Origin of the sequence: Dactylosporangium sp. CA-152071, from assembly GCF_050936335.1 — a bacterium.
In the GTDB taxonomy this organism is placed as follows: domain Bacteria; phylum Actinomycetota; class Actinomycetes; order Mycobacteriales; family Micromonosporaceae; genus Dactylosporangium; species Dactylosporangium maewongense.
The window spans coordinates 2,643,050-2,668,080 of sequence record NZ_JBNJMZ010000001.1 but is presented as its reverse complement, the minus strand read 5'-3'; the positions used below and the strand labels follow the sequence as shown (position 1 = coordinate 2,668,080).

Annotated in this window: 24 protein-coding genes; 12 read left to right on the top strand and 12 right to left on the bottom strand. The window is 72.0% G+C overall.

What is annotated here, in order from left to right; all coding sequences use genetic code 11:
• Window positions 1-16: 16 nt before the first annotated feature.
• Window positions 17-676 carry a response regulator gene (locus tag ACQEVZ_RS11810; protein ID WP_433365273.1) on the bottom strand — a complete coding sequence of 220 codons (660 nt, stop codon included), beginning with the start codon at window positions 674-676 and terminating at the stop codon, window positions 17-19.
• Entirely contained in the window at window positions 673-1,920 is a 1,248-nt protein-coding gene (locus ACQEVZ_RS11805; RefSeq protein WP_433365270.1) for a sensor histidine kinase, read from the bottom strand. Before ACQEVZ_RS11805 ends, ACQEVZ_RS11810 begins: the two co-directional genes overlap by 4 nt.
• A gap of 144 nt (window positions 1,921-2,064) precedes the next feature.
• Here ACQEVZ_RS11805 and ACQEVZ_RS11800 point away from each other — a divergent pair, with 144 nt between their 5' ends.
• The 6 genes from ACQEVZ_RS11800 (at window position 2,065) to erm (ending at window position 7,978) form a co-directional block, all read left to right on the top strand.
• Window positions 2,065-2,742, top strand: a complete 678-nt coding sequence (locus tag ACQEVZ_RS11800) for a hypothetical protein (RefSeq protein WP_433365267.1) — start codon at window positions 2,065-2,067, stop codon at window positions 2,740-2,742.
• 75 nt (window positions 2,743-2,817) lie between these two features.
• Window positions 2,818-4,329 carry an MDR family MFS transporter gene (locus ACQEVZ_RS11795; protein WP_344504318.1) on the top strand — a complete coding sequence of 504 codons (1,512 nt, stop codon included), beginning with the start codon at window positions 2,818-2,820 and terminating at the stop codon, window positions 4,327-4,329.
• A gap of 53 nt (window positions 4,330-4,382) precedes the next feature.
• A complete protein-coding gene (locus ACQEVZ_RS11790) occupies window positions 4,383-5,264 on the top strand; it encodes an ABC transporter substrate-binding protein (RefSeq protein ID WP_433365263.1) in 882 nt (293 codons plus the stop codon).
• Window positions 5,264-6,109, top strand: a complete 846-nt coding sequence (locus ACQEVZ_RS11785) for an amino acid ABC transporter permease (protein ID WP_344504320.1) — start codon at window positions 5,264-5,266, stop codon at window positions 6,107-6,109. Before ACQEVZ_RS11790 ends, ACQEVZ_RS11785 begins: the two co-directional genes overlap by 1 nt.
• On the top strand, window positions 6,106-6,849 hold the full coding sequence (locus tag ACQEVZ_RS11780; protein WP_433365259.1) for an amino acid ABC transporter ATP-binding protein: 744 nt from the start codon (window positions 6,106-6,108) through the stop codon (window positions 6,847-6,849). The genes ACQEVZ_RS11785 and ACQEVZ_RS11780 overlap by 4 nt, the downstream gene beginning before the upstream one ends.
• 337 nt (window positions 6,850-7,186) lie before the next feature.
• Window positions 7,187-7,978 (top strand): ErmE/ErmH/ErmO/ErmR family 23S rRNA (adenine(2058)-N(6))-methyltransferase, encoded by a 792-nt coding sequence (erm, locus tag ACQEVZ_RS11775; RefSeq protein WP_433365256.1) that lies wholly within the window; start codon window positions 7,187-7,189, stop codon window positions 7,976-7,978.
• 27 nt (window positions 7,979-8,005) lie between these two features.
• Here the strand turns inward: erm and crcB are convergent, their stop codons facing one another.
• From crcB to ACQEVZ_RS11740, 7 genes are all read right to left on the bottom strand, one after another.
• The gene (crcB, locus tag ACQEVZ_RS11770) at window positions 8,006-8,359 is read right to left on the bottom strand and encodes a fluoride efflux transporter CrcB (protein ID WP_344504322.1); all 354 of its coding nucleotides are present in this window, start codon (window positions 8,357-8,359) and stop codon (window positions 8,006-8,008) included.
• Complete coding sequence (locus tag ACQEVZ_RS11765; RefSeq protein WP_433365252.1) at window positions 8,356-8,751, bottom strand: fluoride efflux transporter FluC; 396 nt, start codon at window positions 8,749-8,751, stop codon at window positions 8,356-8,358. The genes crcB and ACQEVZ_RS11765 overlap by 4 nt, the downstream gene beginning before the upstream one ends.
• Before the next feature lie 153 nt (window positions 8,752-8,904).
• Window positions 8,905-10,584, bottom strand: a complete 1,680-nt coding sequence (locus ACQEVZ_RS11760; RefSeq protein WP_433365249.1) for a hypothetical protein — start codon at window positions 10,582-10,584, stop codon at window positions 8,905-8,907.
• A gap of 36 nt (window positions 10,585-10,620) precedes the next feature.
• Window positions 10,621-10,947, bottom strand: coding sequence for a putative quinol monooxygenase (locus tag ACQEVZ_RS11755; RefSeq protein ID WP_433365246.1), 327 nt, complete (start codon window positions 10,945-10,947; stop codon window positions 10,621-10,623).
• Between the two features lie 108 nt (window positions 10,948-11,055).
• The gene (locus ACQEVZ_RS11750) at window positions 11,056-11,667 is read right to left on the bottom strand and encodes a hypothetical protein (protein ID WP_354898569.1); all 612 of its coding nucleotides are present in this window, start codon (window positions 11,665-11,667) and stop codon (window positions 11,056-11,058) included.
• A gap of 49 nt (window positions 11,668-11,716) precedes the next feature.
• Window positions 11,717-12,463 (bottom strand): class I SAM-dependent DNA methyltransferase, encoded by a 747-nt coding sequence (locus ACQEVZ_RS11745; RefSeq protein ID WP_344504327.1) that lies wholly within the window; start codon window positions 12,461-12,463, stop codon window positions 11,717-11,719.
• A 107-nt stretch (window positions 12,464-12,570) separates the two neighbouring features.
• Complete coding sequence (locus ACQEVZ_RS11740; RefSeq protein WP_433365241.1) at window positions 12,571-12,990, bottom strand: YciI family protein; 420 nt, start codon at window positions 12,988-12,990, stop codon at window positions 12,571-12,573.
• A gap of 231 nt (window positions 12,991-13,221) precedes the next feature.
• On the opposite strand from ACQEVZ_RS11740, the gene ACQEVZ_RS11735 reads away from it, so the two are divergent.
• Entirely contained in the window at window positions 13,222-13,941 is a 720-nt protein-coding gene (locus ACQEVZ_RS11735; RefSeq protein WP_433365238.1) for a VOC family protein, read from the top strand.
• 1,152 nt (window positions 13,942-15,093) lie between these two features.
• Here ACQEVZ_RS11735 and ACQEVZ_RS11730 read toward each other — a convergent pair.
• The 3 genes from ACQEVZ_RS11730 to ACQEVZ_RS11720 form a co-directional block, all read right to left on the bottom strand.
• Complete coding sequence (locus tag ACQEVZ_RS11730; RefSeq protein WP_433365235.1) at window positions 15,094-17,079, bottom strand: ABC transporter ATP-binding protein; 1,986 nt, start codon at window positions 17,077-17,079, stop codon at window positions 15,094-15,096.
• A gap of 168 nt (window positions 17,080-17,247) precedes the next feature.
• Window positions 17,248-18,984, bottom strand: coding sequence for an ABC transporter ATP-binding protein (locus tag ACQEVZ_RS11725; protein ID WP_433365232.1), 1,737 nt, complete (start codon window positions 18,982-18,984; stop codon window positions 17,248-17,250).
• 2 nt (window positions 18,985-18,986) lie between these two features.
• The gene (locus ACQEVZ_RS11720; protein WP_344504333.1) at window positions 18,987-19,616 is read right to left on the bottom strand and encodes a TetR/AcrR family transcriptional regulator; all 630 of its coding nucleotides are present in this window, start codon (window positions 19,614-19,616) and stop codon (window positions 18,987-18,989) included.
• A gap of 216 nt (window positions 19,617-19,832) precedes the next feature.
• Between ACQEVZ_RS11720 and ACQEVZ_RS11715 the strand changes: the two genes are divergently transcribed.
• The 5 genes from ACQEVZ_RS11715 (at window position 19,833) to ACQEVZ_RS11695 (ending at window position 24,969) form a co-directional block, all read left to right on the top strand.
• A complete protein-coding gene (locus ACQEVZ_RS11715; RefSeq protein WP_433365227.1) occupies window positions 19,833-21,026 on the top strand; it encodes a GAF domain-containing sensor histidine kinase in 1,194 nt (397 codons plus the stop codon).
• A 127-nt stretch (window positions 21,027-21,153) separates the two neighbouring features.
• Window positions 21,154-22,272, top strand: a complete 1,119-nt coding sequence (locus ACQEVZ_RS11710) for a lytic polysaccharide monooxygenase (RefSeq protein WP_354898584.1) — start codon at window positions 21,154-21,156, stop codon at window positions 22,270-22,272.
• Window positions 22,269-23,003, top strand: a complete 735-nt coding sequence (locus ACQEVZ_RS11705) for a hypothetical protein (RefSeq protein WP_344504336.1) — start codon at window positions 22,269-22,271, stop codon at window positions 23,001-23,003. Before ACQEVZ_RS11710 ends, ACQEVZ_RS11705 begins: the two co-directional genes overlap by 4 nt.
• A 242-nt stretch (window positions 23,004-23,245) precedes the next feature.
• Complete coding sequence (locus tag ACQEVZ_RS11700; protein ID WP_433365222.1) at window positions 23,246-23,665, top strand: YciI family protein; 420 nt, start codon at window positions 23,246-23,248, stop codon at window positions 23,663-23,665.
• Between the two features lie 5 nt (window positions 23,666-23,670).
• A complete protein-coding gene (locus ACQEVZ_RS11695) occupies window positions 23,671-24,969 on the top strand; it encodes an RNA polymerase sigma factor (RefSeq protein ID WP_433365219.1) in 1,299 nt (432 codons plus the stop codon).
• Window positions 24,970-25,031: the final 62 nt, after the last annotated feature.

Here is a 25,031-nt window from a genome sequence, read left to right as displayed (position 1 = left end):
GGTGCGCCGGGGTGGGTCATGAGGCGGCGCCGGGGCGGATCAGGCCGCTTTCGTAGGCGAACGCCACGGCCTGGACGCGGTCGCGGAGGTCGAGCTTGGTGAGCATGCGGGAGACGTACGTCTTCACGGTCGCCTCGCCGAGGAACAGCGATGCGGCGATCTCCGCGTTGGAGCGGCCGCGGGCGACGAGCCGCAGCACGTCGACCTCGCGTTCGGTGAGCGTGGCGAGCTGCGCGGCGGCGCGTGGGTCGGCGACGGGGGAGGCGGCGTAGGAGGCGATGACCCGCAGCGTCACGGCGGGGTCGAGCAGCGCCTGGCCGGCGGCGACGGTCCGGACGGCGTGGACGAGCTGCTCGGGTGGGGCGACCTTGAGCAGGAAGCCGCTGACCCCGAGCCGCAGCGCCCGGCGGACGGCCTCGTCGTCGTCGAAGGTGGTCAGGATGATCACCTTGGTCGGGCCGGCGGCGAGGATGTGGCCGGCGGCCTCGATGCCGTCGCCGTGGGGCATGCGGACGTCGAGGAGGACGACGTCGGGGTTGGTGCGGCGGACCTCGTCGAGGGCGCGGACCCCGTCGGCGGCCTCGCCGACGACCTCGATGTCGGGCTGGTGGTCCAGGAGCATGCGCAGCCCGGCGCGGATCATCGCTTCGTCGTCGACGACCACGACGCGGATCATGACGCGGTACCGAGGGGGAACGACGCCCGGACGGTGAACCCGCCGGGTCGCGCGCCGACGGTGAGGGTGCCGGAGAAGACGGCGATCCGTTCGCGCATCCCGATGAGTCCGTGCCCGCCGCCGTCCGAGGCGGGGGAGGAAGGGGCAGGGGAGGTAAGGGCGGGGGCGGAAGGGGCGGTGGAGGGCAGGACGTTGTCGACCGTGAGCGTGAGGCGGTCCGTTGCGCGGTGCAGGTGGACGCTGGTCGCGGCGGTGCCGGCGTGGCGCAGGACGTTGGTCAGCGCCTCCTGCAGGACCCGGTAGGCGGAGATGTCCTGGGCGCGGGGGACGCCGGTGAGGTCGCCGTCGACGGTCAGCTCGACGGGCAGCCCGGCGGCGCGCAGCTGCGCGACCAGTTCCTCGGCGCGGGCGATGGACGGCTGGGCGACGAGCAGGTCGGGTGTGTCGCGGAGGATGCCGACGAGGGTGTGCAGCTCGCGGACGGATTCGCGGCCGAGCCGTTCGACGCCCTGCAGCATCTCCGCCTGTGGTGTGCCGGCCGGGAGGGTGGCGCGGACGGCGCCGAGCTGCAGGACCATGACGCTGATCGAGTGGGCGACGGCGTCGTGCATGTCGCGGGCGATCCGTTGCCGTTCCTCGGCGACGATCGCGTGCTCGCGGGCGTCGCGTTCGGCGTCGAGGGCGGTGGTGAGCCGGGCGAGGAGTTCGGCGCGGTCCTGTAGCCGGCGGGCGAGCAGGCCGACGCCCCAGGCGCCCCAGCAGAGCAGGCCGAAGAACAGGTTCTCCCAGGCCATGGCGGCGAGCCCGCCGACCGTGGATCCGGCGGCGCGGCCGGCGATCCACGTGCCGAGGCTCGCCATGAGCTGCGCGGCGAGGGGCGCGGGCCAGGAGCCGGCCGACCAGAACCGGGACGGCCGCGAAGTATCTGGTGGCCAGGAGACCGCCCGCTGGTAGCCGGCCCAGCCGGGGGCGAGGAAGAACCCGAGGACGGCGGCGCCGGTGGGGCCGTTGAGCCCGCCGGCGACCGCGACCGGGAACGCGGCGGCGACGACGGCGGAGCCTGCGATCGGGAACCGGCCGGCGAGGGCGGTGCCGGCGACGACGGTGGCGAGCGCGGCGGCGGGCACGGCCGGCGCTGCGGAGAACGCGCTGTCGAGGAGGATCTCGGCGACGCCGATGACCGCGAGGGTGACGGCGGCGGCCCAGGGGAGGAGGGCGGCCCGGCGCGCGAGCGTGCGGTGCATGGGTTGATCCTATTGCCGCAGTTCAGGGCCCCGGGTCGGCCGTGCGGCGGACAGGTTGACGGTGTCGTGTCCGTCGCGCGGCGGACGCGGGTCGAGACGCCGGACAGCAGACCGTGGGGAGGGTCGGACCATAGCGTTTGCGGCATGAACGAACACGCAACCACGGCCCACCGGGTCCTTCCATACGCCGCCGGCACGTCGCTGATCGCCGGTGCTGTCCTCTTCTTCGCCGGCCTTGCCACGTCCCCGCCGAGCACCGGCGACGACAAGGCCTCCTACCTGCAGTCGTTGGCCGCCGACCCGTTCCAGACGCAGCTGTCGGCGCTGCTGCTGCACTACGGCAACCTGCTGATGGGCGTCGGGCTGCTGGCGCTGCCGCTGCTCGTGCGGGGCCGTCGCGGCAACGTCATGACGCTCGTCGGGGCGCTGCTCGGGGCGCTGTTCCTGACCGAGATGTCCGGGGCGCTGCTGTCGGACTGGTTCCACATGGAGATCGGCCGGAACCTGCCGGTCGAGCAGGCGGTGGCGCTGTCGGACAAGGTGCTGGCGCACCCCGCGCAGCAGCTGGCGTTCAGCCCGGGCCCGCTGGTGTCGCTGGCGCTGCTGCTGACGTTCGTCGGGTTGGCGCGGGCCGGTGTGATCGGCTGGTGGTCCCTCGCCGGGATCGTCCTGGGTTACGCCGGGCTGCTGCTCATGCCGTACGACACGCCGATCCTCCCGGCGGTGGGGACCCTGCCGATGCTGGCGGTGATGGCGTTCGCCGGTCTGCGGGTCATCGAGCGGGCCAGGATCACCGCACCGGAGCCAGTGAGCGTCGCATAGAGACGGACCTTGTGACCGGCGGGCCACGCGACGGCATACAGCGCCGGAGCCGCCCGCCGGTCGTAAGGTGTGTGCATGGTCGACGCCACTTTCACGCCCCGGACGGCGGTGGGCCTGCGCTCGGAGCGTGGACCGGTCCTGGCCTCGGTGATGCTGACCACCGGGCTCGTCGCGCTCGACAGCACGATCATCGCGACCGCCGTGCCGTCCGTCGTCCGGGACCTCGGCGGGTTCTCGCAGTTCCCGTGGCTGTTCTCGGTGTACCTGTTGACCGCGGCGGTGACGACGCCGCTGTACGGGAAGCTGGCGGACGTCGTCGGCCGCCGCCCGGTGATGTTCGCCGGGATCGCCGCGTTCCTGGTCGGGTCGGTGCTGTGCGGGTTCGCGTGGAGCATGCTGACGCTGATCGTGTTCCGGGCGGTGCAGGGTGTCGGCGCCGGCGCGATCCAGCCGATGAGCATGACGATCATCGGTGACCTGTACACGGTGGAGGAGCGGGCCAGGGTCCAGGGGTACGTCGCCGGGGTGTGGGGCGTGTCGTCGGTGATCGGTCCGGCGATCGGTGGGGTGTTCGCGGACTACCTGTCGTGGCGGTGGATCTTCTTCGTGAACATCCCGGTCGGGCTGGCCGCCGTGTGGATGCTCGTGCGCAACCTCAAGGAGCGCGTCGAGCGGCGCCAGCACCGCATCGACTACCTGGGCGCGTCGCTGCTGGTCGCGGGCTGCACGCTGCTGATCCTCGGCACGCTGGAGGGCGGCATCACGTGGGCGTGGACGTCGGTGCCGAGCGTGGCGATCTTCTCCGGTGGTGCCGTGCTCATGGTCGCGTTCTGGTTCGTGGAGCGCCGGGCCGCCGAGCCGGTCCTGCCGCTGTGGGTGTTCCGGCACCGGATCCTCGTCGGCGGCAACCTCGTCGCGCTGGTCGTCGGCGCGTTGCTGATCGGGCTCACGTCGTTCGTGCCGAGCTTCGCGCAGGGTGTGCTGGGGGCGAGCGCCGTCGGCGCCGGGTTCGTCGTCGCGGCGATGTCGCTGGGCTGGCCGATCGCCGCGACCCTCTCCGGCCAGGTCTACCTGCGTATCGGGTTCCGTGACACGTCCCTGGCGGGTGGCGCGGTCATCGTCGCCGGGAGCGTCATGTGTGCGGTGCTCGGCCGGTACACCGGCATCGGCTGGCTGACGGTCGCCTGTTTCGTCATCGGCGTCGGGCTCGGGCTGACGTCGAGCCCGACGCTCGTCGCGCTGCAGTCGGTGGTCGGCTGGGACCGGCGGGGTGTGGTCACCGGCACGAACATGTTCTTCCGGTCGATCGGCAGCGCCGTCGGCGGGGCGGTGTTCGGCGCGATCGCCAACACGACCCTCGACCGCCGGTTCGCGGCCGCGCCGCCCGGTGTGCGGGAGCGGCTCGGCGGCGCCGACGCGACCGACGTGGTGCTGAAGGGGAAGGACACCCAGCCGGCGGTCCTGGAGTACGCGCGGGGCAGCCTGTATGCGGCGACACACCACGTGTTCATCGCCCTGGCCTGCGTCGCGGTCCTCGGTGCCGGCGCGGTGCTGCTGATGCCGCGCCGGGCCACGCCGTTGCCGTGATCCGACACACGGTAGATCCATTTCCTACCGGTCAGGTGGGTACGATCGCCGCCATGCGCTCCAGGACCCTCCTCCTCGCCGCGGGTCTCACCGCGGCCCTCGCCGCCGCTGCCGGCTGCGCACCGGCCGACGACGACACTGCATCCCCGGCCGCCTCGAGCGGCGCCAGCCCCGGCACAGCGACCTGTGACCCGGCGAACCTCAAGACGGTCGCCGCGGGCAAGCTCACGATCGCGACCGACGAACCCGTCTACGAGCCGTGGTTCAAGGACAACAAGCCCGAGTCCGGTGAGGGCTTCGAGTCCGCGGTCGCGTACGCCGTCGCCACCAAGCTCGGCTACAGCAAGGACCAGGTCGTGTGGACCCGGGTCACGTTCAACAACGCGATCGCCCCAGGCAAGAAGACGTTCGACTTCGACGTCAACGAGTTCTCCATCACCGACGAGCGCAAGCAGGCCGTCGACTTCTCCGCCCCGTACTACGACGTGACGCAGACCGTCATCGCGTTGAAGACCTCGAAGATCGCCGGTGCGAAGAGCGTCGCTGACCTGAAGGGTGCCAAGCTCGGCGCGCAGGTCGGCACCACCAGCTACCGTTCGATCACCGAGGTGGTGCAGCCGTCGGCGCAGCCGCAGGTGTACAACAACAACGACGACGCGAAGAAGGCCCTGCAGAACGGGCAGATCGACGGGCTCGTCGTGGACCTGCCGACGGCGTTCTACATCACCGGCGCCGAGATCACCGACGCGCAGATCGTCGGGCAGCTGCCGCAGCCGTCGGGCACCCCGGAGCAGTTCGGTCTCGTGCTCGACAAGGGTTCGTCGCTGACCGGCTGCGTCAGCCAGGCCGTCGACGCGTTGCGCGGCGACGGCACCCTCAAGACGCTGACCGACAAGTGGTTGTCGTCGGTGCAGGGCGCGCCGAAGCTCGGCTGATGACGTTCAAGCCCAGCCCGTTGCAGCTGGAACGGGACGCGTACCGCCGCCGGCAGACGATCCTGTCGGTGGCGGTCGCGGCCGTGTCCACGCTGGTCGTCGGGGTTCTGCTGTACGCGGCGGTCACCGGCGCGCCCGGCTGGGACCGGTTCCGTGCCAGCTTCCTGTCGGTGGACGCCGCCCGCGACTCGTTGCCGGCGGTGCTGCGTGGCCTGTGGCTCAACGTGCGGCTGCTCGTCGTCTGCGCGGTCGCGGCGGTGCTGCTCGGCCTCGGTATCGCCACCCTGCGCACCGTCCGGCCCGCGGTGTTCTTCCCGTTGCGGGCGCTCGCCGCCGGCTACACGTACACGTTCCGCGGGCTGCCGCTGATCGTGACGCTGTACCTGTTCGCGTTCGGGGTGCCGGGGCTGCGGCTGAGCGGCACCCCGTCGGTGCTCGTGCTCGGCGGGATCGCGATCGTGCTCACGTACGGCGGCTACATCGCCGAGGTGTTCCGCGCCGGCATCGAGTCGGTGCACCCGTCGCAGCGGGCCGCGGCCCGGTCCCTCGGCCTCAACTACCGGCAGACGATGCGGCACGTGGTGCTGCCGCAGGCGGTGCGGCGGGTCGCGCCGCCGCTGCTCAACGACCTGGTTGCGATGCAGAAGGACGTCGGGCTGATCTCCCTGGCGGGGCCGATCGACGCGATCCGGGCCGCGCAGATCGAGACCGCCGGGTCCTACAACTACACCCCGTACGTCGTCGCCGGGGTCCTGTTCGTGCTGCTGGCGATCCCCGTCGTCGCGGTCACCGACTGGGTCACGCTGCGTGCCGCCCGCCGCCAGTCAGGAGACAACCGGCTGTGACCCTGCTGTCCATCAACGGCGTGCACAAGTTGTTCAACGGCAATCCGGTGCTGCGCGGGGTGTCCCTCGACGTCGCCGAGCACGAGGTCGTCGCGCTCATCGGCGCCTCCGGCTCCGGCAAGTCGACGCTGCTGCGCTGCGTCAACCTCCTCGAACAGGTCGACGACGGCACCATCCACCTCGACGGTGCCGACATCACCGACCCGCGCGCCGACCCGGACAAGGTCCGCCGCCGCATCGGCATCGTCTTCCAGGCGTTCAACCTGTTCCCGCACCTGAGCGTCCTGGACAACGTGACGCTCGCCCCGCGGCACGTCCACAAGCTGCCGGCGCGGGAAGCCGAGGCGAAGGCCCTCGCGCTGCTGGAGCGGGTCGGTCTCGCCGGCAAGGCCCGCGCCTACCCCGACCGGCTCTCCGGCGGCCAGCAGCAGCGGGTCGCGATCGTCCGTGCCCTCGTCAACGACCCGCGGCTGCTGCTGCTCGACGAGGTCACCTCCGCCCTCGACCCGGAGCTGGTGGGGGAGGTCCTCGCCCTCATCCGCGACCTGAAGACCGACGGCGTCACGATGGTGATCGCCACCCACGAGATGAGCTTCGCCCGGCAGGTCGCCGACCGGGTCTGCTTCCTCGACGGCGGTGTCGTCGTCGAGGAAGGCCCGCCGGAGCAGGTGTTCGGCGCCCCGCGCGAACCCCGCACCCGCCAGTTCCTGCAGCGCATCACCGAAGCGGGCCGCCTGTAACCGCCGGCACCTGCTGCGTGCGCTGCCGGGGCCGGCTGCATGTGCGCTGCCGGTGCCGGCGAAAACCGCGTGCACCGGGGTGGGCGGCTCGGATATGTTGCGGCGATGACCATGACGCATGCTCTCCTCGCGGCGGCCGCGATGTCGGCCGTGCCGGCCATGCGCCTGCGCGCCCGGCGTCGCGCCCTGGTCCGCCAGGTGTGACGCACACCTTGTAGAGCGTCGCCACCCGAGTCGCGCCAGGGCCCTCCGAGTCCATCTTCGGAAACGGACGGGCCGCGATGCCGCCTGTCCGTGTTCGCCGCCCTTCGTCGGGGCGGCAGACGGGACCACGGTCATGGCGCCATCCGCTCATTCTCGCAGCCGTCGCGTGTACGGCCAGAACCTGCTCACCGCACCCACCGCGATCCACCGGCTCGTCGACGCCGCCGGGCTCGACCCGTCCACGCTCGTCGTCGAGGTCGGGGCGGGCCGCGGGCACCTCACCGTCGCGCTCGCCGAACGGTGCCGCCGGGTGATCGCCTACGAGGTCGACCCGGACCTGGCGGCGGCCCTGACGGCGGCCCTGACGGCGGCCCTGCCGGCCCGCGACGGCGTCACCGTCCGGGTCGCGGACTTCCTCGCCGCGCGGCCGCCGGCGGCACCGTTCGCGGTCGTCGGCAACATCCCGTACGCGCTGACGTCCGCCGTCGTCGACTGGTGCCTGCACGCTCCCGGGCTGACCGGCGCGACGCTGCTCACCCAGCTGGAGTACGCCCGCAAACGCACCGGCGACTACGGCCGCTGGAGCCGCCTCACGATCGCGACCTGGCCGTGGTGGGACTGGCGGCTCGTGGGGCGGGTGCCTCGTGGGGCGTTCCGGCCCGTGCCCCGGGTCGACGGCGGCATCCTGCGGCTGACCCGCCGTCCTTCGCCGCTCGCGCCGGCCCGCGGCTACGCGGGGTTCGTGGAGCTCGGGTTCAGCGGGGTCGGCGGCTCGCTGCATGCGTCGCTGTGTCGCCGGTACGACCCGCGCCGCGTCTCGGGTGCGTTCCGGGCGCTGCGGCTCGACCCGGACACGCCCGTCGGGCTGGTCTGGCCCGAGCAGTGGCTGACCCTGTTCCGCCTGCTCCAGCACCGTCCGCGGTAGCTTTACGAGCGCCGGCGCGGCCGGCTGCTACCGCAGCGTCTGCGTCAGTGTGTAGCCGGCCGTCGCGGCGGCGAGTCCCAGCACCAGGCTCGCCGTCACGTACGCGGCCGCCCGCCGCGGCCGGCCCTCCTCGACGAGGCGCAGCGTCTCCAGGCTGAACGTGCTGTACGTCGTCAACGCGCCGCAGAACCCCGTGCCCACCAGGGTCCTCACGGTGGCGGGCAGCGCGTCGCCGGCGCCGATCAACGCCCCGAGCAGCGCGCTGCCGAAGACGTTGACGATCAGCGTCCCCAGGGGTGAGCGGTCCTTGAGCGCCCGTTCGGTGAGGTACCGGGCGGGCGCCCCGACCGCCCCGCCGATCAGCACCAGCAGCAGCGTCATGCGGGACGCCTCGTCAGGCGGCGGGCGGACCACACACCGAGGGACACGGCCGCCATCGCGGTGACCAGCGTCCCGGCGACGTAGGCGGCCGCGGTCCAGGCGGCACCCCGGGAGGCGAGGACGACGGCGTCGACGGTGTAGGTGGAGAACGTCGTGAACCCGCCCAGCACCCCCACCCCGAGCAGCGGCCGCAGCAGCGGGTGCCGGCCCTCGACGACGACTACCAAAACCCCGATGAGCAGGCATCCTGTCGCGTTCACGGCGATGGTCGCCCATGGCACGCCCGCCTGGGCGTCGTGCGGCAGCAGCTGCGCCACCCCGTACCGGGCGGCGCTGCCCGCGGACCCGCCCACGGCGACGGCGCCGAGGACGTGCGAGGGGCGTGCGGACATCGGGTCAGGGTACCGGTTTACCCGATCCGTACCCGTCGCTGACCACGGCCACGCCCACGCACCGGACGCTGTCCGGCATGCAGCGCTCGATGCGGTTGATGATCGTGCCCGCCGGCTCCGTGCGGGCGGCCGTCCTCACCTGGGATGTGTGCGTCAGCCCGCTTCCGGCAGCCGGGAGATGATGGTGAAGCCGCCGGCGGGGACGAGGGCGCGGATACGGCCCGCGGTCGTCGTGTAGTGCTCCAGCTCCTCGCCGCCGGGGTCGTTGACGGTCACGGTCGCGGCGCCCTCAACGGCGCCGCCGGCCCCGCCGGACCTGGCCGCCATGTCGACGTCGCAGACGCGGGTGCTCGTCGCGACGCTGCGCAGCAGCGTCACCCGCGCCCGGTGCAGCGGGTCGCGCAGCGTCAGGCAGCGGATCTCCCCGTCGTCGCGGCAGCCGCCGCCCGTCGTCGACGTGTCCGGGTCCGCCTCGGCGATCCGCGCGACCGCCGCCGCGTGCGGGTCCGCGTCCAGGGCCAGCATCGCCAGGAGCCCGTGGATCGTCGACTCCGCGCCCGCGTCGCGGTGCACCACCCCGCGCCGGCCCAGCTGCCGCGGCGACCCGTCGACGATGTCGACACCGTCGTAGGTGCGGCCGGTCGCCGGGTCGTACATGGGCGCGCCGGCCGGGTTGTTGCCGAAGAACCACGAGCCGGCGATCCCCGCGAGGGTCGACAGCGCCGGGCGGCCTGTCACCCGCGCCGTGGTCAGCAGCGACTCGACGCGGGACTGCGCGCCGTACGACAGCTGCACCCCGTCGATCGTCAGCGCCTCCCGCGCTCCCGGCACCGCGACCCGCAGGTTGTCCGGTCCGCCCTCGACCAGCAGGTGCGGGGTGAACGACGCCGCGTCGGCCAGGGCGGCGTCGCGTGCGGCGAGGTCACCGGCGACCTCGTACACGCGGGCGAGCCCGGCCGGTGCGAGCCCGGCCCACGCGTGCCAGGCGCTGCGGGACAGCGCCGACGGCAGCACCGCCCCGAACGGCCACGTCCACGGGGTGCCGGTCCGCATCGCCGTGACGCCCTCGGCGAGCTGCTCGATGAGCTTGCGGGCGTCGTCGTCGCCGGTGCAGCCGGTGTACGCGCAGAGCCCCAGCAGCGCCTCGCCGGTGAGGTCGGCGCCGTCGCCGATCAGCCACGCGGGGGTGGCGGACTCCTCGACGACGCGCCACTGGCCGTACCGTGGCAGCACCTGCCGCCGGATGGCGCTCATCGCCAGCCGGAGCCGGCGGCGCAGGAACGCCGGGAACTCCGGCTCGCCGCCGTCGTCGGCGCTGAACGCGGCGAAGCCCTCGCCGAGCGCCCACACGGTGCGGGCCAGCCACGCCGACTCACCCTCGTCGGACGGGTCGGGGCTCTCCGCGGGGATGCCGCTGCGGTTCAGGGTGCCGTCCGGCTGCTGCCACAGCACGACGTTGCCGTGGGCAAGGTCGCCGGGGTCGTCGTCGGTCTCGTCGTCGTGGACGGTCTGCAGGAAGCACAGGCCGCGCAGCAGCTGCCGGGCGGCGTCACGGCTGGTGCCGTCGCCGGTCGCCCGCCAGTGCCGCACGTAGACGACGGCGGCGCGGGCGATGTCGTCGGCGTTGAACGCGCCCTGGGTGTAGTAGCCGTTGTCGGGGTCGACGGGCCCGCCGCCGACCGGGAGGTAGGTGTCGTCCGGGAGCCGCTCGGCGTAGGTCCAGACGACCTCGACCGCCGGCTCCTCGGCCAGGCGGAACGTCGTGTGCCCCGGCTGCGGCGGCGGGGTGAGGCGGACCCGCAACGAGTCCAGATGCGCAAGATTCGTCAGCACCGGACCGGGATACCCGACAAGTCCGAATTTATGCCACTATCGGTTGACTGTGAGCTCGCCGAGCTCGGACCAGTCGTCCTGGTCGACGGTCGCGTTGACGATCCGCGGGGTCGCGGCGAGGTACTGCGGCAGCGTCCGCTGCGCGTCCTTGAAGTGCGCCGACTGGACGTGCGCGCCGCCGGCGTCACCGTCGCGGAACGCCTCGACCAGCACGTATTCGTTCGGGTCGTCGAGGCTGCGGGACCAGTCGAACCACAGGCAGCCCGGCTCGGCCCGCGTCGCCCGGGTGAAGTCCGCGGCGATCTCCGGCCACCGCTCCGCGTGCTCCGGCAGGACCTGGAACTTCGCCGTAATGAAGATCATGACGTCTTCCTCCGTGGGATCAGCGGAACATCTGTGGTCAGCGGAACATCTGTGGTCAGCGGAACATCTGTGGTCAGCGGAACATCTGTGGTCAGCGGAACTTTGTGATCAGCGGAAGGCCAGCCGCGCCTGGCGGCTCGGCTCCAGGACCATCACCTTGTAGGGGCAGGCCCGGTCGGTGATCGCCTCGTACGCCTTGACCGCCCGGTCGGCCGCGTCCAGGGCCTGAGCGAGGGGCGTCTGCCCCTTGCCCTTGTTGCGGAACAGCGCGCCGTAGAACGCCGAGGCGAACACGGTGCCCTCGTGCCAGCCCACCCGCGTGGACGTGCCGATGTAGACGATCTCACCGTGCAGGCAGTCGCGCAGCGCCTTCTGCCAGGCGCCGATCCCGGTCTTGCAGCCGTCGGCGAGCACCGCGCTCGCGTTGAGCCCGTGCCCGCGCTCGGCCGCGTAGTCGCCGAACTCCTGCAACGCCAGCATCGTCTTGCCGTCGGTACTGCTGAACGTCGGCGTCTCCGCGTGGTCCCCGTGCGCCATCACGTGCAGCACGTCGCACGCCGCCGTGAACGCGGCGAAGATCGTGTCGGGGTCACGGGACCGCACGAAGTCGATGTCGACGATCGGGACGGGTAACCCGGCGTTGATGCTCTGCAACGTCGACTGCACGAACGCCATCGACGCGTCGAACGACTGGTCCAGCCCGATGTCGAGCAGGCTCACCCGCCGGTTCCGCATACCGCAGCCCCCCTCGCTCCGGTCACATTGTGCGTCAGTCCGGCAGGACGGGCTTCTCCCACACCGAGACGTGCTGGACGCTCTCACTCGTGAAGGGCTCCTGCTGCCAGTTCGCCCAGCGCGCGAGCGGCCGCAGCCCCGCGATCTGCGCCATCAGGTCCAGCTCGGCCGGCCACACGTACCGGAACGGGATCGACCGGAAGCCGCCGCGGCCCCCGGAGATCTCGACGTAGTTCGAGCTCATCGACTGGGTCGCGACGTCGTAGAGGTCGTACGCCCAGCGGGTCTCGCTCACCAGGAACGGCACCACGTCCTGCCCCGGCGGCAGCCGCCGCAGGTCGGGCATCATCACCTCGACCGCGAACCGCCCACCGGGCTGCAGGTGCGCGGCCACGTTGCGGAAGCACGCGACCTGCGCCGCCTGCGTCGTCAGGTTCATGATCGTGTTGAAGACGAGGTACGCGACGGCGAACGACTGGTCCACCCGCGCCGTCGCGAAGTCCCCGATCGTCACGCCGATCGCGTCGCCGCCGGGCTTCTCCCGCAGCCGGGCCACCATCGCCCGGGACATGTCGATCCCGTGCACGGGCACCCCACGGGCCGCGAGTGGCAGCGCGATCCGCCCCGTGCCGATGCCCAGCTCCAGCGCGGGCCCGCCGTCGGCGAGCTCGACAAGGGTGTCGACGGCCGGCTTCACGACCGCGGGGTCAGCCATCTCCCTCGACGACTCGTCGTACCGGGCCGCGACCCGCTCCCCGAAGTAGCCGTCCTCATCGATCATCGCCGGACCCTATCGCGACCGTCCGTTTTCGGTACGTCAGGGGCACGGTTTCCGGTTCCGGCCGGGGGGTCCGCCGACGCGGCCCCCCGGTGCCGGTGCCGCGGTGGTCAGAGCTGGCCGGTCCGCTCCCGCCAGACCCGCTCCTTGGCGATCCACTCGTTGTCCTGCGGGAACTCGTCGATGCTCGGCACCCGCCGGACCTCGACCTTGCTGCCGGGGAACTGGGGGAGCCGCTTGGCCCACTCGACCGCCTCGTCCTTCGAGGCGACCTCGAGGAGGTAGAAGCCGCCGAACAGCTCCTTCGTCTCCCCGTACGGCCCGTCGGTGACAACCGGCGTCTCCCCGTCGAAGTGCACCACGACCCCCTGCGCCGGGTCGTCGAGCCCCTCCGCCGCCACCAGCACCCCGGCCCGCATCAGCTCCTCATTGAACTTGCCGACCGTCTCCAGCATCTCCTCGAACGGCGTCTCCATCATCTTCGCCGTCGACTCATCGCTGCCGCGCATGATCAGCATGTACTTCGCCATCGTGGTTCTCCTCACGGTGAAGGTCGCTCCTCGACCTTCTCACCCCAAGGTCGAACGACCCACCCGAGGATCGACACGCCACCCAAACGAATTTCCGACTACGTTCCGCCGCAGCTCAGCCGGTGCCCCACCACCCTCCGCCGGCGGTCGCATCGGCCGATCGGATGGGGTCAGGCGATGATCGGCCATTTCCATGTGCGAAGGACTGTCCGCAGCGCCTAGGAAAGAGCCATGGCCAACGAGGTAACCGTCCCCCTGCTGCCCTGCGCATCGATTGACGACATCGTCACCTTCTACGGGGTTCTCGGCTTCAGCACGACGTACAAGCAGCGCAAACCCAACCCCTGCGTGGGACTGCAACGTGAAGACCTGCACCTGCAATTCTTCGAAATCGCCGGGTTCGACCCAGAGCAGTCCTACGGCTCCTGTCTCGTGCTCACCTCGGACATCGCGGAACTGCACCGGGCTTTCGCCGCCGGCATGCGGGCCGCATACGGCAAAGTCCTGGTGTCCGGAATGCCGAGGATGACCCGACCCAGGGCTCGAAAGAACGCCGACGGGCTGGGCGGATTCAGCGTCATCGACCCGGGCGGCAACTGGATCCGCGTCTTCCAGAACGCCGCCACGATGCCCACGCCAGCACCGGCACCCGCCGGACGACTCGCCAAAGCGCTGGCGAACGCCATCGTGCTGGCCGACTCCAAGGGTGACGTCGGCCAGGCAGTCCGCATCCTCGACAGCGCGTTGGCTCGCCCGCAGGCCGACGATGACCCCGTCACACAGGTAGAGGTTCTGGTGTACCGCGCAGAACTGGCGATGGCGCTCCATGACCGGGAAACCGCAACGGAGATGCTGGCCCGCATCGAGCACATCGCGCTGAGCGCAGACCAGACCGGAAGGGCGGCACCGACCTTCGAGATCGCTGCCGACCTCGCAGCGGCGCTGCGATGAGTTCGGGGTGCAGCGGAGCTGCAGGCGACGCCCTCTCATCGGCCAGAAGCGCGCGTCGACGTTTTGGTCCAACATCGCGATCGGCGTCTACGCAGGGTGACAAGGCGGCCCTGTGCCAATCTGGCCGCTGACTCCCGATGGTCAACAAGTGGCGCTCGTTCTGACGAACATCCGCGGGGACCGCGAGCGCGAGGTGGCGCCGAGAGTCGATGTGGACCGGGACCCCGGCGGTGACGGTGCACTTGTCGGGGCCGGTCCGGCGGCAGGAGGTGCTCCTGCCGGATGGGGCGGCGTGGTGCGGGTCGCCGGACGGCCCGGCCGCGCTGCCTTCCAACGAGACGGTCGTGGACTGGGCTGGTCCGGGCGGGGGCGGTCGCCGTCCAGTCGTGCTCTGGTCCCGCTGGGGTGGTCGTGGCGCTGCCGGTCCGGCGGGAGGTGGTGCTCCTGCCGGACGGGACGGGGAGGGGCGGGTCGTCGGGCGGCCGGGCTGGGCCGCCGCGGTATTCCGCGCGTCACGCGGAGGCGCCGCCGTCTTCCGGCAGGGCGCTCGCGGTCGTCGTCCGGTCGCAGTCGGGTTGTGCTCCGGTCGGTTGTGGTTCGGTCCCGGTGGGGCGGTCTCGGCGGCGTCGGACTGGTCCGGCGGGAGGCGGTGATCCTGCCGGACTGAAACGGTGAGGTGTGGGTCGCCGGACGGCCGGGTCGCGCCGCCCTCCGGCGGTCCGGGCGCGGTCCGGTCCGGTCGCGGTCCGGTCCGGTGGCCCGGTGGGTTGTGGTTCGGTCCGGTGGGGCGGTTGTGGCGAGGCCGGTCCGGCGGGAGGCATTGCTCCTGTCGGACCGGCCTGGAGAAGTGCGGGTGAGTGGGCGGGGTCAGTCGACCTCGACCGCGGCGGCGGCGAATTGGACTGGGTACAGCCTGGCGTAGGCGCCGTCGGAGGCGAGCAGGGAGGTGTAAGTGCTCTGCTCGACGATGGTGCAGTGCTTTCCATGTCGTTCCGCCGCGGCTCACGCCGAGGCCCGCCCTCTAGCGGGGCGGTCGCGGCCCGGGCCGGGTCCGGCGGGGTGGACGCGGCGGTGCCGGGCCGGTCCGGCGGGAGGCGGGGCTCCTGCCGGACCGGGCGGCGAGGTCCGGGGCTCCGGACGGGTGGGTCGGGGTCAGTCGACCTCGACCGCGGCGGCGGCGAACTGGGCTGAGTACAGCCTGGCGTAGGCGCCGCCGGAGGCGAGCAGGGAGGTGTGGGTGCCCTGCTCGACGATGGTGCCGTGCTCCATCACGAGGATGAGGTCGGCGTCGCGGATGGTGGACAGGCGGTGGGCGATGACGAAGCTGGTCCGGCCGGCGCGCAGGGTGGTCATCGCGCGCTGGATCAGGACCTCGGTGCGGGTGTCGACGGAGCTGGTCGCCTCGTCGAGGATGAGGATCGTCGGCTCGGCGAGGAACGCCCGGGCGATCGTGATGAGCTGCTTCTCGCCCGCCGAGACGCCGGCGCCCTCCTCGTCGATGACGGTGTCGTAGCCGTCGGGGAGGGTGCGGACGAAGCGGTCCGCGTGGGCGGTCTCGGCGGCCGCGACGATCTTGTCGTGGGTCGGGTGGTCGGCGCCATACGCGAGGTTCTCCGCGATGGTGCCCTGGAAGAGCCACGTGTCCTGCAGGACCATGCCGATCTGTTCGCGGAGGTCGTCGCGGGACATGGTGGCGATGTCGACGTCGTCGAGGAGGATGCGCCCGGCGGTCAGGTCATAGAAGCGCATGACCAGGTTGACGAGCGTGGTCTTGCCGGCGCCGGTCGGGCCGACGATCGCGACCGTCTGGCCCGGCTCCACGGTGAGGGAGAGGTCCTCGATCAGGGGTTCGTCCGCCTTGTACCGGAAGGAGACGCCCTCGAACGTCACCTTCCCCCGCACCTGGGCGGGGCGCGCCGGCTTGACCGGGTCCGGCGACTGCTCGTCGGCGTCGAGCAGCTGGAACACCCGCTCGGCGGAGGCGACACCCGACTGCACCAGGTTGGCCATGCTCGCGACCTGGGTCAGCGGCTGGCTGAACTGGCGGGAGTACTGGATGAACGCCTGCACGTCGCCGAGCGACAGCGACCCCGACGCGACCCGCAGGCCGCCGACGACGGCGACGAGCACGTAGTTGAGGTTGCCGATGAACATCATCGCCGGCTGGATGAGCCCGGAGATGAACTGCGCCCGGAACGACGCGGTGAACAGGGCCTCGTTGTGCTCCTCGAACGTCTTCGCGGCCTCGGCCTGCCGGCCGAAGATCTTCACCACGGAGTGCCCGGTGAACATCTCCTCGATGTGCCCGTTGAGCTTGCCGGTGCTGGCCCACTGCTTCACGAACTGCGGCTGCGACCGCTTGCCGATGCGCATGGTGACCAGCACCGACACCGGCACCGTGACCAGCGCGATGATCGCGAGCACCGGCGAGATCCAGAACATCATGCCGAGGACACCGAAGATCGTCAGCAGCGACGTGAGCAGCATGCTCAGCGACTGCTGCAGGGTCATCGCGATGTTGTCGGTGTCGTTGGTGGCGCGGCTGAGGACCTCGCCGCGCGGCTGCTGGTCGAAGTAGCTCAGCGGCAGCCGGGACAGCTTCGCCGACACCTGCTCGCGGAGCCGGTAGACGGTGCGCTGCACGACGACGGTGGTGAGCCGGGCCTGGAGCAGGCCGAGGATCCAGGCGCCGAGGTACACGACGGCGACCCACAACAGGACCCGCTCGAGCCGGTCGAAGTCGATGCCCCGGCCGGGCACGACGTGGTCCATGGCGGCGAGCAGGTCGGCGAAGCGGTCCTGCCCGCGCTCCCGCGCACCCGCGACCGCGTCGGCCTTGCTGATGCCCGCGGGCAGCTGCCGGCCGACGATGCCCTCGAAGATGACGTCGGTGGCGTGGCCGAGCAGCCGCGGCCCGATGACGGAGAGCACGACGCTGCCGATGCCGAAGACCAGCACGGCCGCGATGAGCATCCGGTCTGGCGCGAGCATCCGCAGCAGCCGCTTGGACGAGCCCTTGAAGTCCTCCAGCTTCGCCGGCGGCCCGCCGGCGCCCATCATCATCCGCCCAGGCCCGAACGCGGGCGGCGAAGGCCGCGACCCACCACCCGGCCCACCAGGGCGCCCCGGTCCGGTCATGCCGCCACCTCCGCTTCGCTCCGGCGTCGGCCTGAGCCGAACCTGTCACATGATGAGCGGCCCGAGCCGCTTCGCTGGCCGCTCATGCCGCCACCTCCGCTTCGCTCCGGCGTCGGCCTGAGCCGAACCTGTCACATGATGAGCGGCCCGAGCCGCTTCGCTGGCCGCTCATGCTGCGGCCTCCTGTTCGGTGAGCTGGGAGAGGACGATCTCGCGGTAGGTGGCGTTGCCGTCCATCAGCTCGGTGTGGGTGCCCGTGCCGACCACGCGGCCCTCGTCGAGCACGACGATGGTGTGCGCGTCGCGGATCGTGCTGACCCGCTGCGCGACGATGACGACCGTCGCGTCGACGATCTCGGCGCGCAGCGCGTCGCGCAGCGCGGCGTCGGTCGCGTAGTCCAGGGCGGAGAAGGAGTCGTCGAAGAGGTAGATCTCGGGCCGGGCGACGAGCGTCCGGGCGATCGCGAGCCGCTGCCGCTGCCCGCCGGAGACGTTGGTGCCGCCCTGCGCGATCGGCGCGTCGAGCGCCTCGGGCATCGCCCGGACGAAGTCGGCGGCCTGCGCGACCTCCAGGGCCCGCCACAGCTCGGCGTCGGTCGCGTCGGGCCGGCCGTAGCGGAGGTTGGACGCGACGGTGCCGGAGAAGAGGTACGGCTTCTGCGGCACCATGCTCACCGTCGCCGACAGCAGCGCCGGGTCGATGTCGCGCACGTCGACGCCGTCCACCAGGACGGTGCCGCCGGTCGCGTCCATCAGGCGGGGGACCAGGTTGAGCAGGGTGGTCTTGCCGGCGCCGGTGCTGCCGATGATGGCCGTGGTCTGCCCGGGCCGGGCGGCGAGGCCGATGCCGCTGAGGACCGGCGACTCCGCGCCGGGATAGCGGAACTCGACGCCGCGCAGCTCCAGCTCGCCGTGGCGGGGCAGCGCGGTGACCGGCTTCGCCGGCACCACGACGCTGGACTCGGTGGTGAGGACCTCCTGGATGCGCTCCGCGCACACCTCGGCCCTCGGGATCATGACGAACATGAACGTCGCCATCATGACCGCCATGAGGATCTGCATCAGGTAACTGAGGAACGCGGTCAGCGCCCCGACCTGCATGCCGCCGGTGTCGATGCGGTGCGCGCCGAACCAGAGCACGAGGATGCTGGAGGCGTTGACGACCAGCATCACGGTGGGGAACATCAGCGACATCAGCCGGCCCACGGCGAGGGACACGTCGCGCAGGTCGCCGTTGGTCTTGGCGAACCGGACCCGCTCGTGCTCGTCGCGGACGAAGGCGCGGATCACCCGGATGCCGGTGATCTGCTCGCGGATGACCCGGTTGACCAGGTCGATGCGCACCTGCATGAGGCGGAACAGCGGCCGCATCCGCACCACGATGACGGCGATGATCCCGATCAGGATCGGGACCACGACCAGCAGCAGCGCCGACAGCGGCACGTCCTGCACGAGGGCGAGGATGATGCCGCCGACGCACATGATCGGTGCGGTGACCATGAGTGTGAAGGTCATCAGCACCAGCATCTGGACCTGCTGGATGTCGTTGGTCGTGCGGGTGATCAGCGACGGCGCGCCGAACTGCCCCACCTCCCGCGCCGACAGCTCCTGCACCTTGTCGAAGATGCCGGCGCGCACGTCCCGGCCGAGGGCCATCGCGGTGCGGGCGCCGTAGTAGACGGCGGCGGCGGAGCAGACGATCTGCACGAGCGTGACGGCGAGCATCCAGCCGCCGATGCGCATGATGTAGCCGGTGTCGCCGGTGACGACACCGCCGTCGATGATGTCGGCGTTGAGCGTCGGCAGGTACAGCGTCGCCGTGGTCTGCACCAGCTGCAGCAGCACGATGAGCCAGATCGTCCTGCGATACGGGCTCAGATAGGTTTTGAGCAGTCGGATCAACATCGTCAGGCGTCTCCCCCGGTGGTGTCGGTCGGGCGGACCAGCAGGCCGTCGAGCAGGACGGCGACCACGCCGTCGGCGTCGAGCTCGCCGGGCTCGGCCAACTCCGGCCGGACCGACGCGATCACGAGCAGCACGAGCATGCCGGCGGTGGTGGCGGGGCTGCGCCGCAGCAGCTCCCGGTCGGGCTCGATGAGGGCCTCGACCGCCTCGGTCAGCACCCGGCGGCCCTCCATCAGCTGCTCGACCTGGCGTCGCCCGGTCTCCATCGGCAGCGTCCGGGCGACCATCATGAGCTGGACATTGGACTCGAACCGGCGCAGCAGGACCGCCGCCGCGTCGCGCATGCGCTTGCGCAGCGGTGCCTGCCGGTCGATCGCGTCGAGGTCGCGCAGCACCGTCTCCTGGTCGAAGGCGGTGCCGAGCGCGGCGAGGATCAGCGACGCCTTGTCGGGGAAGACGCCGAAGATGGTGCCTTCGGCGACGCCCGCGGCCTCGGCGATCTGCTTCGTGGTGACCGCCGCCCCGTGGGTGCGCAGCAGCGGGATGGTCGCGGCGACGATCGCCGCCCGCCGCTCGTCCGGCGACAGCGCGGGGACGCGCCGGCGTCGGGCTCGGACAGGCTGCTGGTTCACGACGGCCACCTTACTGAGCGAGCACTCACTCGGACAAGCGGATAATGCTGTGAGCGGAAAAGACGAAAACGGAAACCCGAGTACGACGAGAACCACACCCTAACCACAACCACCGACAGTTCCGGCGGACAGCTACCGCATGGCAACCGGCCGTGATCGCGGCGGGCACCCCGGCGTCCCGAACCTGATGGGGCACAACCGAGCCTGGGAGACGAGATGACGACACATGCTCACGACGAGGAGGCCCGCCTCGCCGCGTTGCACAGTTACGGCGTCCTCGACGGTCCCCGCCCCGCGGCCCTCGACGAGCTGACCCGCCTCGCGTCGTCGATCTTCGACACGCCGATGTCCTCGGTCTCGCTCATCGACCGGGACCGGCAGTGGTTCGCCGGCAGCACCGGCCTCGCCGACGCCGAGACGCCCCGCGACGTCTCGTTCTGCGCGCACACCCTGCCCGAGCGGCGGCAGCTCGTCGTGCCCGACGCCCGGCTCGACCCGCACTTCCGCACGTACCCCAACGTCATCGGCGACCCGCACATCCGCTTCTACGCCGGCTCCCCGCTCGTCGCCGAGGACGGCCACGCCCTCGGCGCCCTGTGCGTCATCGACGACCGCCCCGGCGACCTCGGCCCCCGCCAGCGCGAGGCCCTGGACACCCTGGCCGCGCAGGCGGTCGGGCACCTGTCGCTGCTACGCAACCGGCTCCTGCTCGCCGAGCTCGGCGACGAGCTGGCCCGCGCCACGCAGCGCGAGGAGGACCTGATCGCGACCGTCTCGCACGAGCTGCGCACCCCGGTCGCGGCGATCCAGGGGTACCTGGAGCTCCTCGCGGAGGAGGAGCAGCTCGCCGCGTACGCCCGCCTCGTGGAGCCGATCCAGCGCAACGGCGAGCGGCTCGTCCGCATGGTCGACCACCTGCTGACCGGCACCCGCCCCGCGCACGCCCCGACCGAGCTGCACCGCACCCGGGTCGACCTGGCCATGGTCGTCGAGGCCGCCTGGCGGGCCTGCCGCACCCTCGCCGAGCAGCGCGGGGTGACCCTGTCGGTGGTTCCTTCGCCGGTACGGGTGGACGTCCGCGCCGACGTGACCCAGCTGACGCATGCGGTGCAGCAGCTGGTGCGCAACGCGGTGCTCTTCACCCCCGCGGGCGGCGACGTCACCGTCGCGGTGTCCGGCGGCCCGGTGCCGACCGTCGAGGTCGCGGACACCGGCGTCGGCGTCCCGGCCGACGAGCTGCCCTACGTCTTCCAGCGCTTCTACCGCGGCCGCCACGCCCGCCAGCAGGCCGTCCCCGGCGTCGGGCTGGGCCTGCACATCGCCCGCCAGGCCGCCACCGCGCACGGTGGCACCGTCACGCTGAGCTCGGCCGGCAAGGGCACCACCGCGAGGCTGTCGATCACGGCGTGACGGCCGCGGTGGAACTTTCAAGCGAAAGCCGAAGTCCCGCCGTACCGGAGACGTCGATGCTTGCCAATGGCGGGAGGCCGTGGGAACACTGCGCTCACCTCATGTGAGGAGGAGCACATTGCGCCCAGTGTGGAGCGTCTTGGCGGCCCTCGCCGTCGGCGCTGTCGCGGTCCTCGTGGTGCCCGCCCCGGCGAGCGCCCACGGTGTCGCGATGGTGCCCGGCAGCCGCACCTATCTGTGCTATGTGGACGGACTCAAGGCCACCGGCCAGATCATCCCGTCCAACCCCGCCTGCGCCGACGCCGTCGCGCAGGGCGGTCAGCAGCCGCTGTACGACTGGTTCGGCGTGCTGCGCTCAGACGCCGGCGGACGTACCACCGGCTTCATCCCCGACGGCCAGATCTGCGGTGCGGGCACGACGAAGTACGCCGCGTACAACGCCGCCCGGACCGACTGGCCCACCACCCACCTGACCGCCGGCGCCACGATCCAGATGCGGTACAGCAACTGGGCCGCGCACCCCGGCACGTTCCACCTGTACGTCACCCGCAACGGCTGGAGCCCCACCACCCCCCTGGCGTGGGGTGACCTGGAGCCGTTCTGGAGCGCGACCGACCCGCCGCAGTCCGGCCCGCCCGGCGCGCTGAACTACTACTCGTTCAACGCGACGCTGCCGTCGGGCAAGACCGGCAAGCACATGCTGTTCATCCAGTGGGTCCGCTCGGACAGCCAGGAGAACTTCTTCAGCTGCTCCGACATCGTCTTCGACGGCGGCAACGGCGAGGTGACCGGCATCGGCGGCGCGCCGTCGTCGCCCTCACCCTCGGTCTCCCCGTCGAGGAGCACGTCGCCGTCGGCGTCCGCCTCCCCGTCCAGGAGCACGTCACCGTCCAGGAGCACGTCCCCGTCGCGGTCGAACTCGCCGTCCACGGGATCGGGCGCCTGCACCGCCACCTGGAGCATCGTCCCCAGTTCGTGGGCCGGGCACTTCCAGGCCGAGGTCACGGTCCGCAACAACGGGACCGGCAGCCTCAACGGATGGACGGTGCGCTGGTCGTACACCGGCGGGCAAGGCTTCGAGGGATCGCCGTGGAACGGCACACTCGTCGCACAGCCCCCGAATCCGGCCGTCAGCAACGTCGACTGGAACAGGGTGCTCGCCGCCGGCGCCACCACGTCGTTCGGCTTCAACGCCACCGGCACCGCCCCGGCGACCGCCCCGACCCTGAGCTGCACCAGCCCATGATCAAGTCACCCCTGTTGCGGCTGCTGACCGGTGTGGTGGCGGTGGCGTTGGTACTGGCAGGCCTCGTCATCGCCACCACCCGGAGCTCCAAGCCGGACGCGCCGGCGGAGAAGGAGACGGTGCACACCGTCACCGGCGCGCACGACGGCCGGCAGGCGGCGACGCTGGAGGTGGTCACCGGCGCGGAGTCGGTGATCATCCACAGCGAGCCGATGGACGGTTACCTGTACCGCGCCTCGACCCTGCCCGGCAGCCGCGTCGAACCCGCCGCGGCCGTCGACGGCGAGGTCGTCCGGCTCAGCCTGAACGGCACGGAGGTCGCGGGCCAGGCGACGGTCCACGTGTACCTGAACTCGACCGTCCGCTGGACGCTCAAGCTCGCCGGCGGCGGCCTGCGGCAGGTCGTGGACTTCGGCTCCGGCCGGCTCGCCGCCGTCGACGTGGTCGCCGGCGTGCAGGAGCTCGACGTCACCGTCCCGAAGCCGGAGGGTGAGCTGCCGATCCGGGTCGGCGGCGTCGGCAAGCTCCTCGTCCACGCCCCGGCGGGCCCGCCGGCCCAGCTGACGCTCGGCCAGACCAGCACCGTGGGCAAGGCGACCCTGGACACCTCGGCCAAGCAGAACCTGGCCGGCGGCGCCGTCATCGCCCTGCCCGGCTGGCAGCAGGCAGCCGACCGCTACGCCCTGCACGTCGACGGCGGCGCCGCCGAGGTCCTCCTCGACCGCCGCTGAGCAGCACCGCCGCACGACGGTGAAGGCGCGGGCCCAACCCCGCGCCTTCACCACGCCGGTCAGCAGGGCTCGTCGGCCACCGCCGGCTGCGCGGCGCTCCTTCGGTCGGCGGCCCGAACTGTATCGACCGGACGCACGCGGGAAAGATTCTCCTGGGCGCGTGTCGATCGTCGGGTGGGCCCGTTCGACCTCGGGGTGAGAGGGTCGGGACGCGACCCCCACTGAAGGCGAGGAGCACGGCGATGGCGAAGTACATGCTGATCCTGCGGGCCACCGACGAGGCGATGGCGAAGGCGGCGGACATCCCGTTCGAGGAGATCCTGGACCTGATGGGCCGGTACAACGACGAGCTGATCCGGGCCGGGGTCCTGGTCGCGGCCGAGGGGCTCGACGACGCGGGCCAGGGCGTGGTGGTGGAGTTCGACGGCGAGACGCCAGTGGTCACCGATGGGCCGTACGGGGAGACCAAGGAGCTGTTCGGCGGCTTCTACATCCTCGACGTCGCCTCGAAGGAGGAGGCCGTCGAGTGGGCGCGGCGCCTGCCGGGCGGGCCGGGCACCAAGGTCGAGGTGCGGCGGGTGTCGGACATCGACGACTTCCCGCAGGACAACGAGTGGATCGCCAAGGAGCGGGCGTGGCGTGAGCGGACCGGGCAGCTGTGACCTCCATGGACTCCGCAGACCCCGACGGCCCGCCGGGCACCGAGACGGCGCGGCGGGCCGTCGAGACCGTGTGGCGGATCGAGTCGGCGAGGATCGTGGCGGCGCTCAGCCGGTACACCGGCGACTTCGGCCTCGCGGAGGACGTCGCGCAGGAAGCGGTGGCGGAGGCGCTCGTCAGCTGGTCCCGCGACGGCACGCCGGACAACCCCGTCGGGTGGCTGCTGGCGACCGCGCGGCGGCGCGCCATCGACAGCTTCCGGCGCAGGTCCGCGCGCGACGAGCGGTACGCCGCCATCGCCGGCCAGCTCGGCGAGGGTGAGGCCGCGGCCGGGGCGCTGGTGCCGCAGCAGCAGGACGACCTGCCGTGGGACCCGGACCGCATCGACGACGACATCCTCGCGCTGATGTTCGTGGCCTGCCATCCGGTGCTCGCGCCGGAGGCGAGGGTCGCCCTGACGCTGCGCACCGTCGGCGGCCTGTCCAGCGAGGAGATCGCCCGGGCGTTCCTGGTGCCGGTGCCGACGGTACAGGCGAGGATCACCCGGGCGAAGAAGACGATCGCGGCGGCGAAGGTGCCGTTCGAGCTGCCGCCCGCGCAGGACCGCAGGCAGCGGCTCGGCGGGGTCCTCAGCGTCCTCTACGTGATCTTCACGGAGGGTTCGACGGCGACCGCCGGCGACAACCTGCTGCGCCCCGACCTCGCGTACGAGGCGATCCGCCTGACCCGGATGCTGTCCGCGGTGCTGCCCGGCGAGCCCGAGGTGCACGGGCTGCTCGCGCTGTGCGAGCTGACCGCGGCCCGCTTCCCGGCGCGCACCGGCCCCGACGGCGAGGCGGTGCTCCTGGAGGACCAGGACCGGCGGCTGTGGGACCGGTCCGCGATCCGGCGGGGGCTCGCGGCGTTCACGGCCGCGTCGAAGAAGGGGCTCGGCCCGTACGGGCTGCAGGCCGGCATCGCCGCGTGCCACGCCGCCGCGCCGTCGGTGGAGGAGACCGACTGGGAGCGCATCGTGCTGCTCTACGAGGCGCTCGGCCGGATCGCGCCGTCGCCGGTCGTCGAGCTCAACCGGGCCGTCGCCGTCGCGATGGCGAGCGGGCCGCTGCGGGGGCTCGCGATCGTCGACGAGCTCGTCGCGGCCGACCGGCTGCCCGGCTCGCACCTGCTGCCCGGGGTCCGCGGCGAGCTGCTCCGGCGGCTCGGGCGCACCAGGGAGGCGCGGACGGAGCTGGAGCGCGCCGCCCGCCTGTGCACCAACGCCCGCGAGCGGGCGGTCCTGCTGCGCAAGGCGGAGGCGCTGCCGTAGGTCAGGCGTCACCGGCCAGCCGGGAATAGCCTCGTCGGAGGCGTATTCCCGGCCGGGGCGCC

Excerpts from the sequence above, each read along its gene's own strand:
- ACQEVZ_RS11810 (WP_433365273.1), bottom strand. The coding sequence starts at position 676 with ATGATCCGCGTCGTGGTCGTCGACGACGAAGCGATGATCCGCGCCGGG.
- ACQEVZ_RS11805 (WP_433365270.1), bottom strand. The coding sequence starts at position 1,920 with ATGCACCGCACGCTCGCGCGCCGGGCCGCCCTCCTCCCCTGGGCCGCC.
- ACQEVZ_RS11800 (WP_433365267.1), top strand. The coding sequence starts at position 2,065 with ATGAACGAACACGCAACCACGGCCCACCGGGTCCTTCCATACGCCGCC.
- ACQEVZ_RS11795 (WP_344504318.1), top strand. The coding sequence starts at position 2,818 with ATGGTCGACGCCACTTTCACGCCCCGGACGGCGGTGGGCCTGCGCTCG.
- ACQEVZ_RS11790 (WP_433365263.1), top strand. The coding sequence starts at position 4,383 with ATGCGCTCCAGGACCCTCCTCCTCGCCGCGGGTCTCACCGCGGCCCTC.
- ACQEVZ_RS11785 (WP_344504320.1), top strand. The coding sequence starts at position 5,264 with ATGACGTTCAAGCCCAGCCCGTTGCAGCTGGAACGGGACGCGTACCGC.
- erm (WP_433365256.1), top strand. The coding sequence starts at position 7,187 with ATGGCGCCATCCGCTCATTCTCGCAGCCGTCGCGTGTACGGCCAGAAC.
- crcB (WP_344504322.1), bottom strand. The coding sequence starts at position 8,359 with ATGACGCTGCTGCTGGTGCTGATCGGCGGGGCGGTCGGGGCGCCCGCC.
- ACQEVZ_RS11765 (WP_433365252.1), bottom strand. The coding sequence starts at position 8,751 with ATGTCCGCACGCCCCTCGCACGTCCTCGGCGCCGTCGCCGTGGGCGGG.
- ACQEVZ_RS11755 (WP_433365246.1), bottom strand. The coding sequence starts at position 10,947 with ATGATCTTCATTACGGCGAAGTTCCAGGTCCTGCCGGAGCACGCGGAG.
- ACQEVZ_RS11745 (WP_344504327.1), bottom strand. The coding sequence starts at position 12,463 with ATGATCGATGAGGACGGCTACTTCGGGGAGCGGGTCGCGGCCCGGTAC.
- ACQEVZ_RS11740 (WP_433365241.1), bottom strand. The coding sequence starts at position 12,990 with ATGGCGAAGTACATGCTGATCATGCGCGGCAGCGATGAGTCGACGGCG.
- ACQEVZ_RS11735 (WP_433365238.1), top strand. The coding sequence starts at position 13,222 with ATGGCCAACGAGGTAACCGTCCCCCTGCTGCCCTGCGCATCGATTGAC.
- ACQEVZ_RS11730 (WP_433365235.1), bottom strand. The coding sequence starts at position 17,079 with ATGACCGGACCGGGGCGCCCTGGTGGGCCGGGTGGTGGGTCGCGGCCT.
- ACQEVZ_RS11725 (WP_433365232.1), bottom strand. The coding sequence starts at position 18,984 with ATGTTGATCCGACTGCTCAAAACCTATCTGAGCCCGTATCGCAGGACG.
- ACQEVZ_RS11715 (WP_433365227.1), top strand. The coding sequence starts at position 19,833 with ATGACGACACATGCTCACGACGAGGAGGCCCGCCTCGCCGCGTTGCAC.
- ACQEVZ_RS11705 (WP_344504336.1), top strand. The coding sequence starts at position 22,269 with ATGATCAAGTCACCCCTGTTGCGGCTGCTGACCGGTGTGGTGGCGGTG.
- ACQEVZ_RS11700 (WP_433365222.1), top strand. The coding sequence starts at position 23,246 with ATGGCGAAGTACATGCTGATCCTGCGGGCCACCGACGAGGCGATGGCG.
- ACQEVZ_RS11695 (WP_433365219.1), top strand. The coding sequence starts at position 23,671 with ATGGACTCCGCAGACCCCGACGGCCCGCCGGGCACCGAGACGGCGCGG.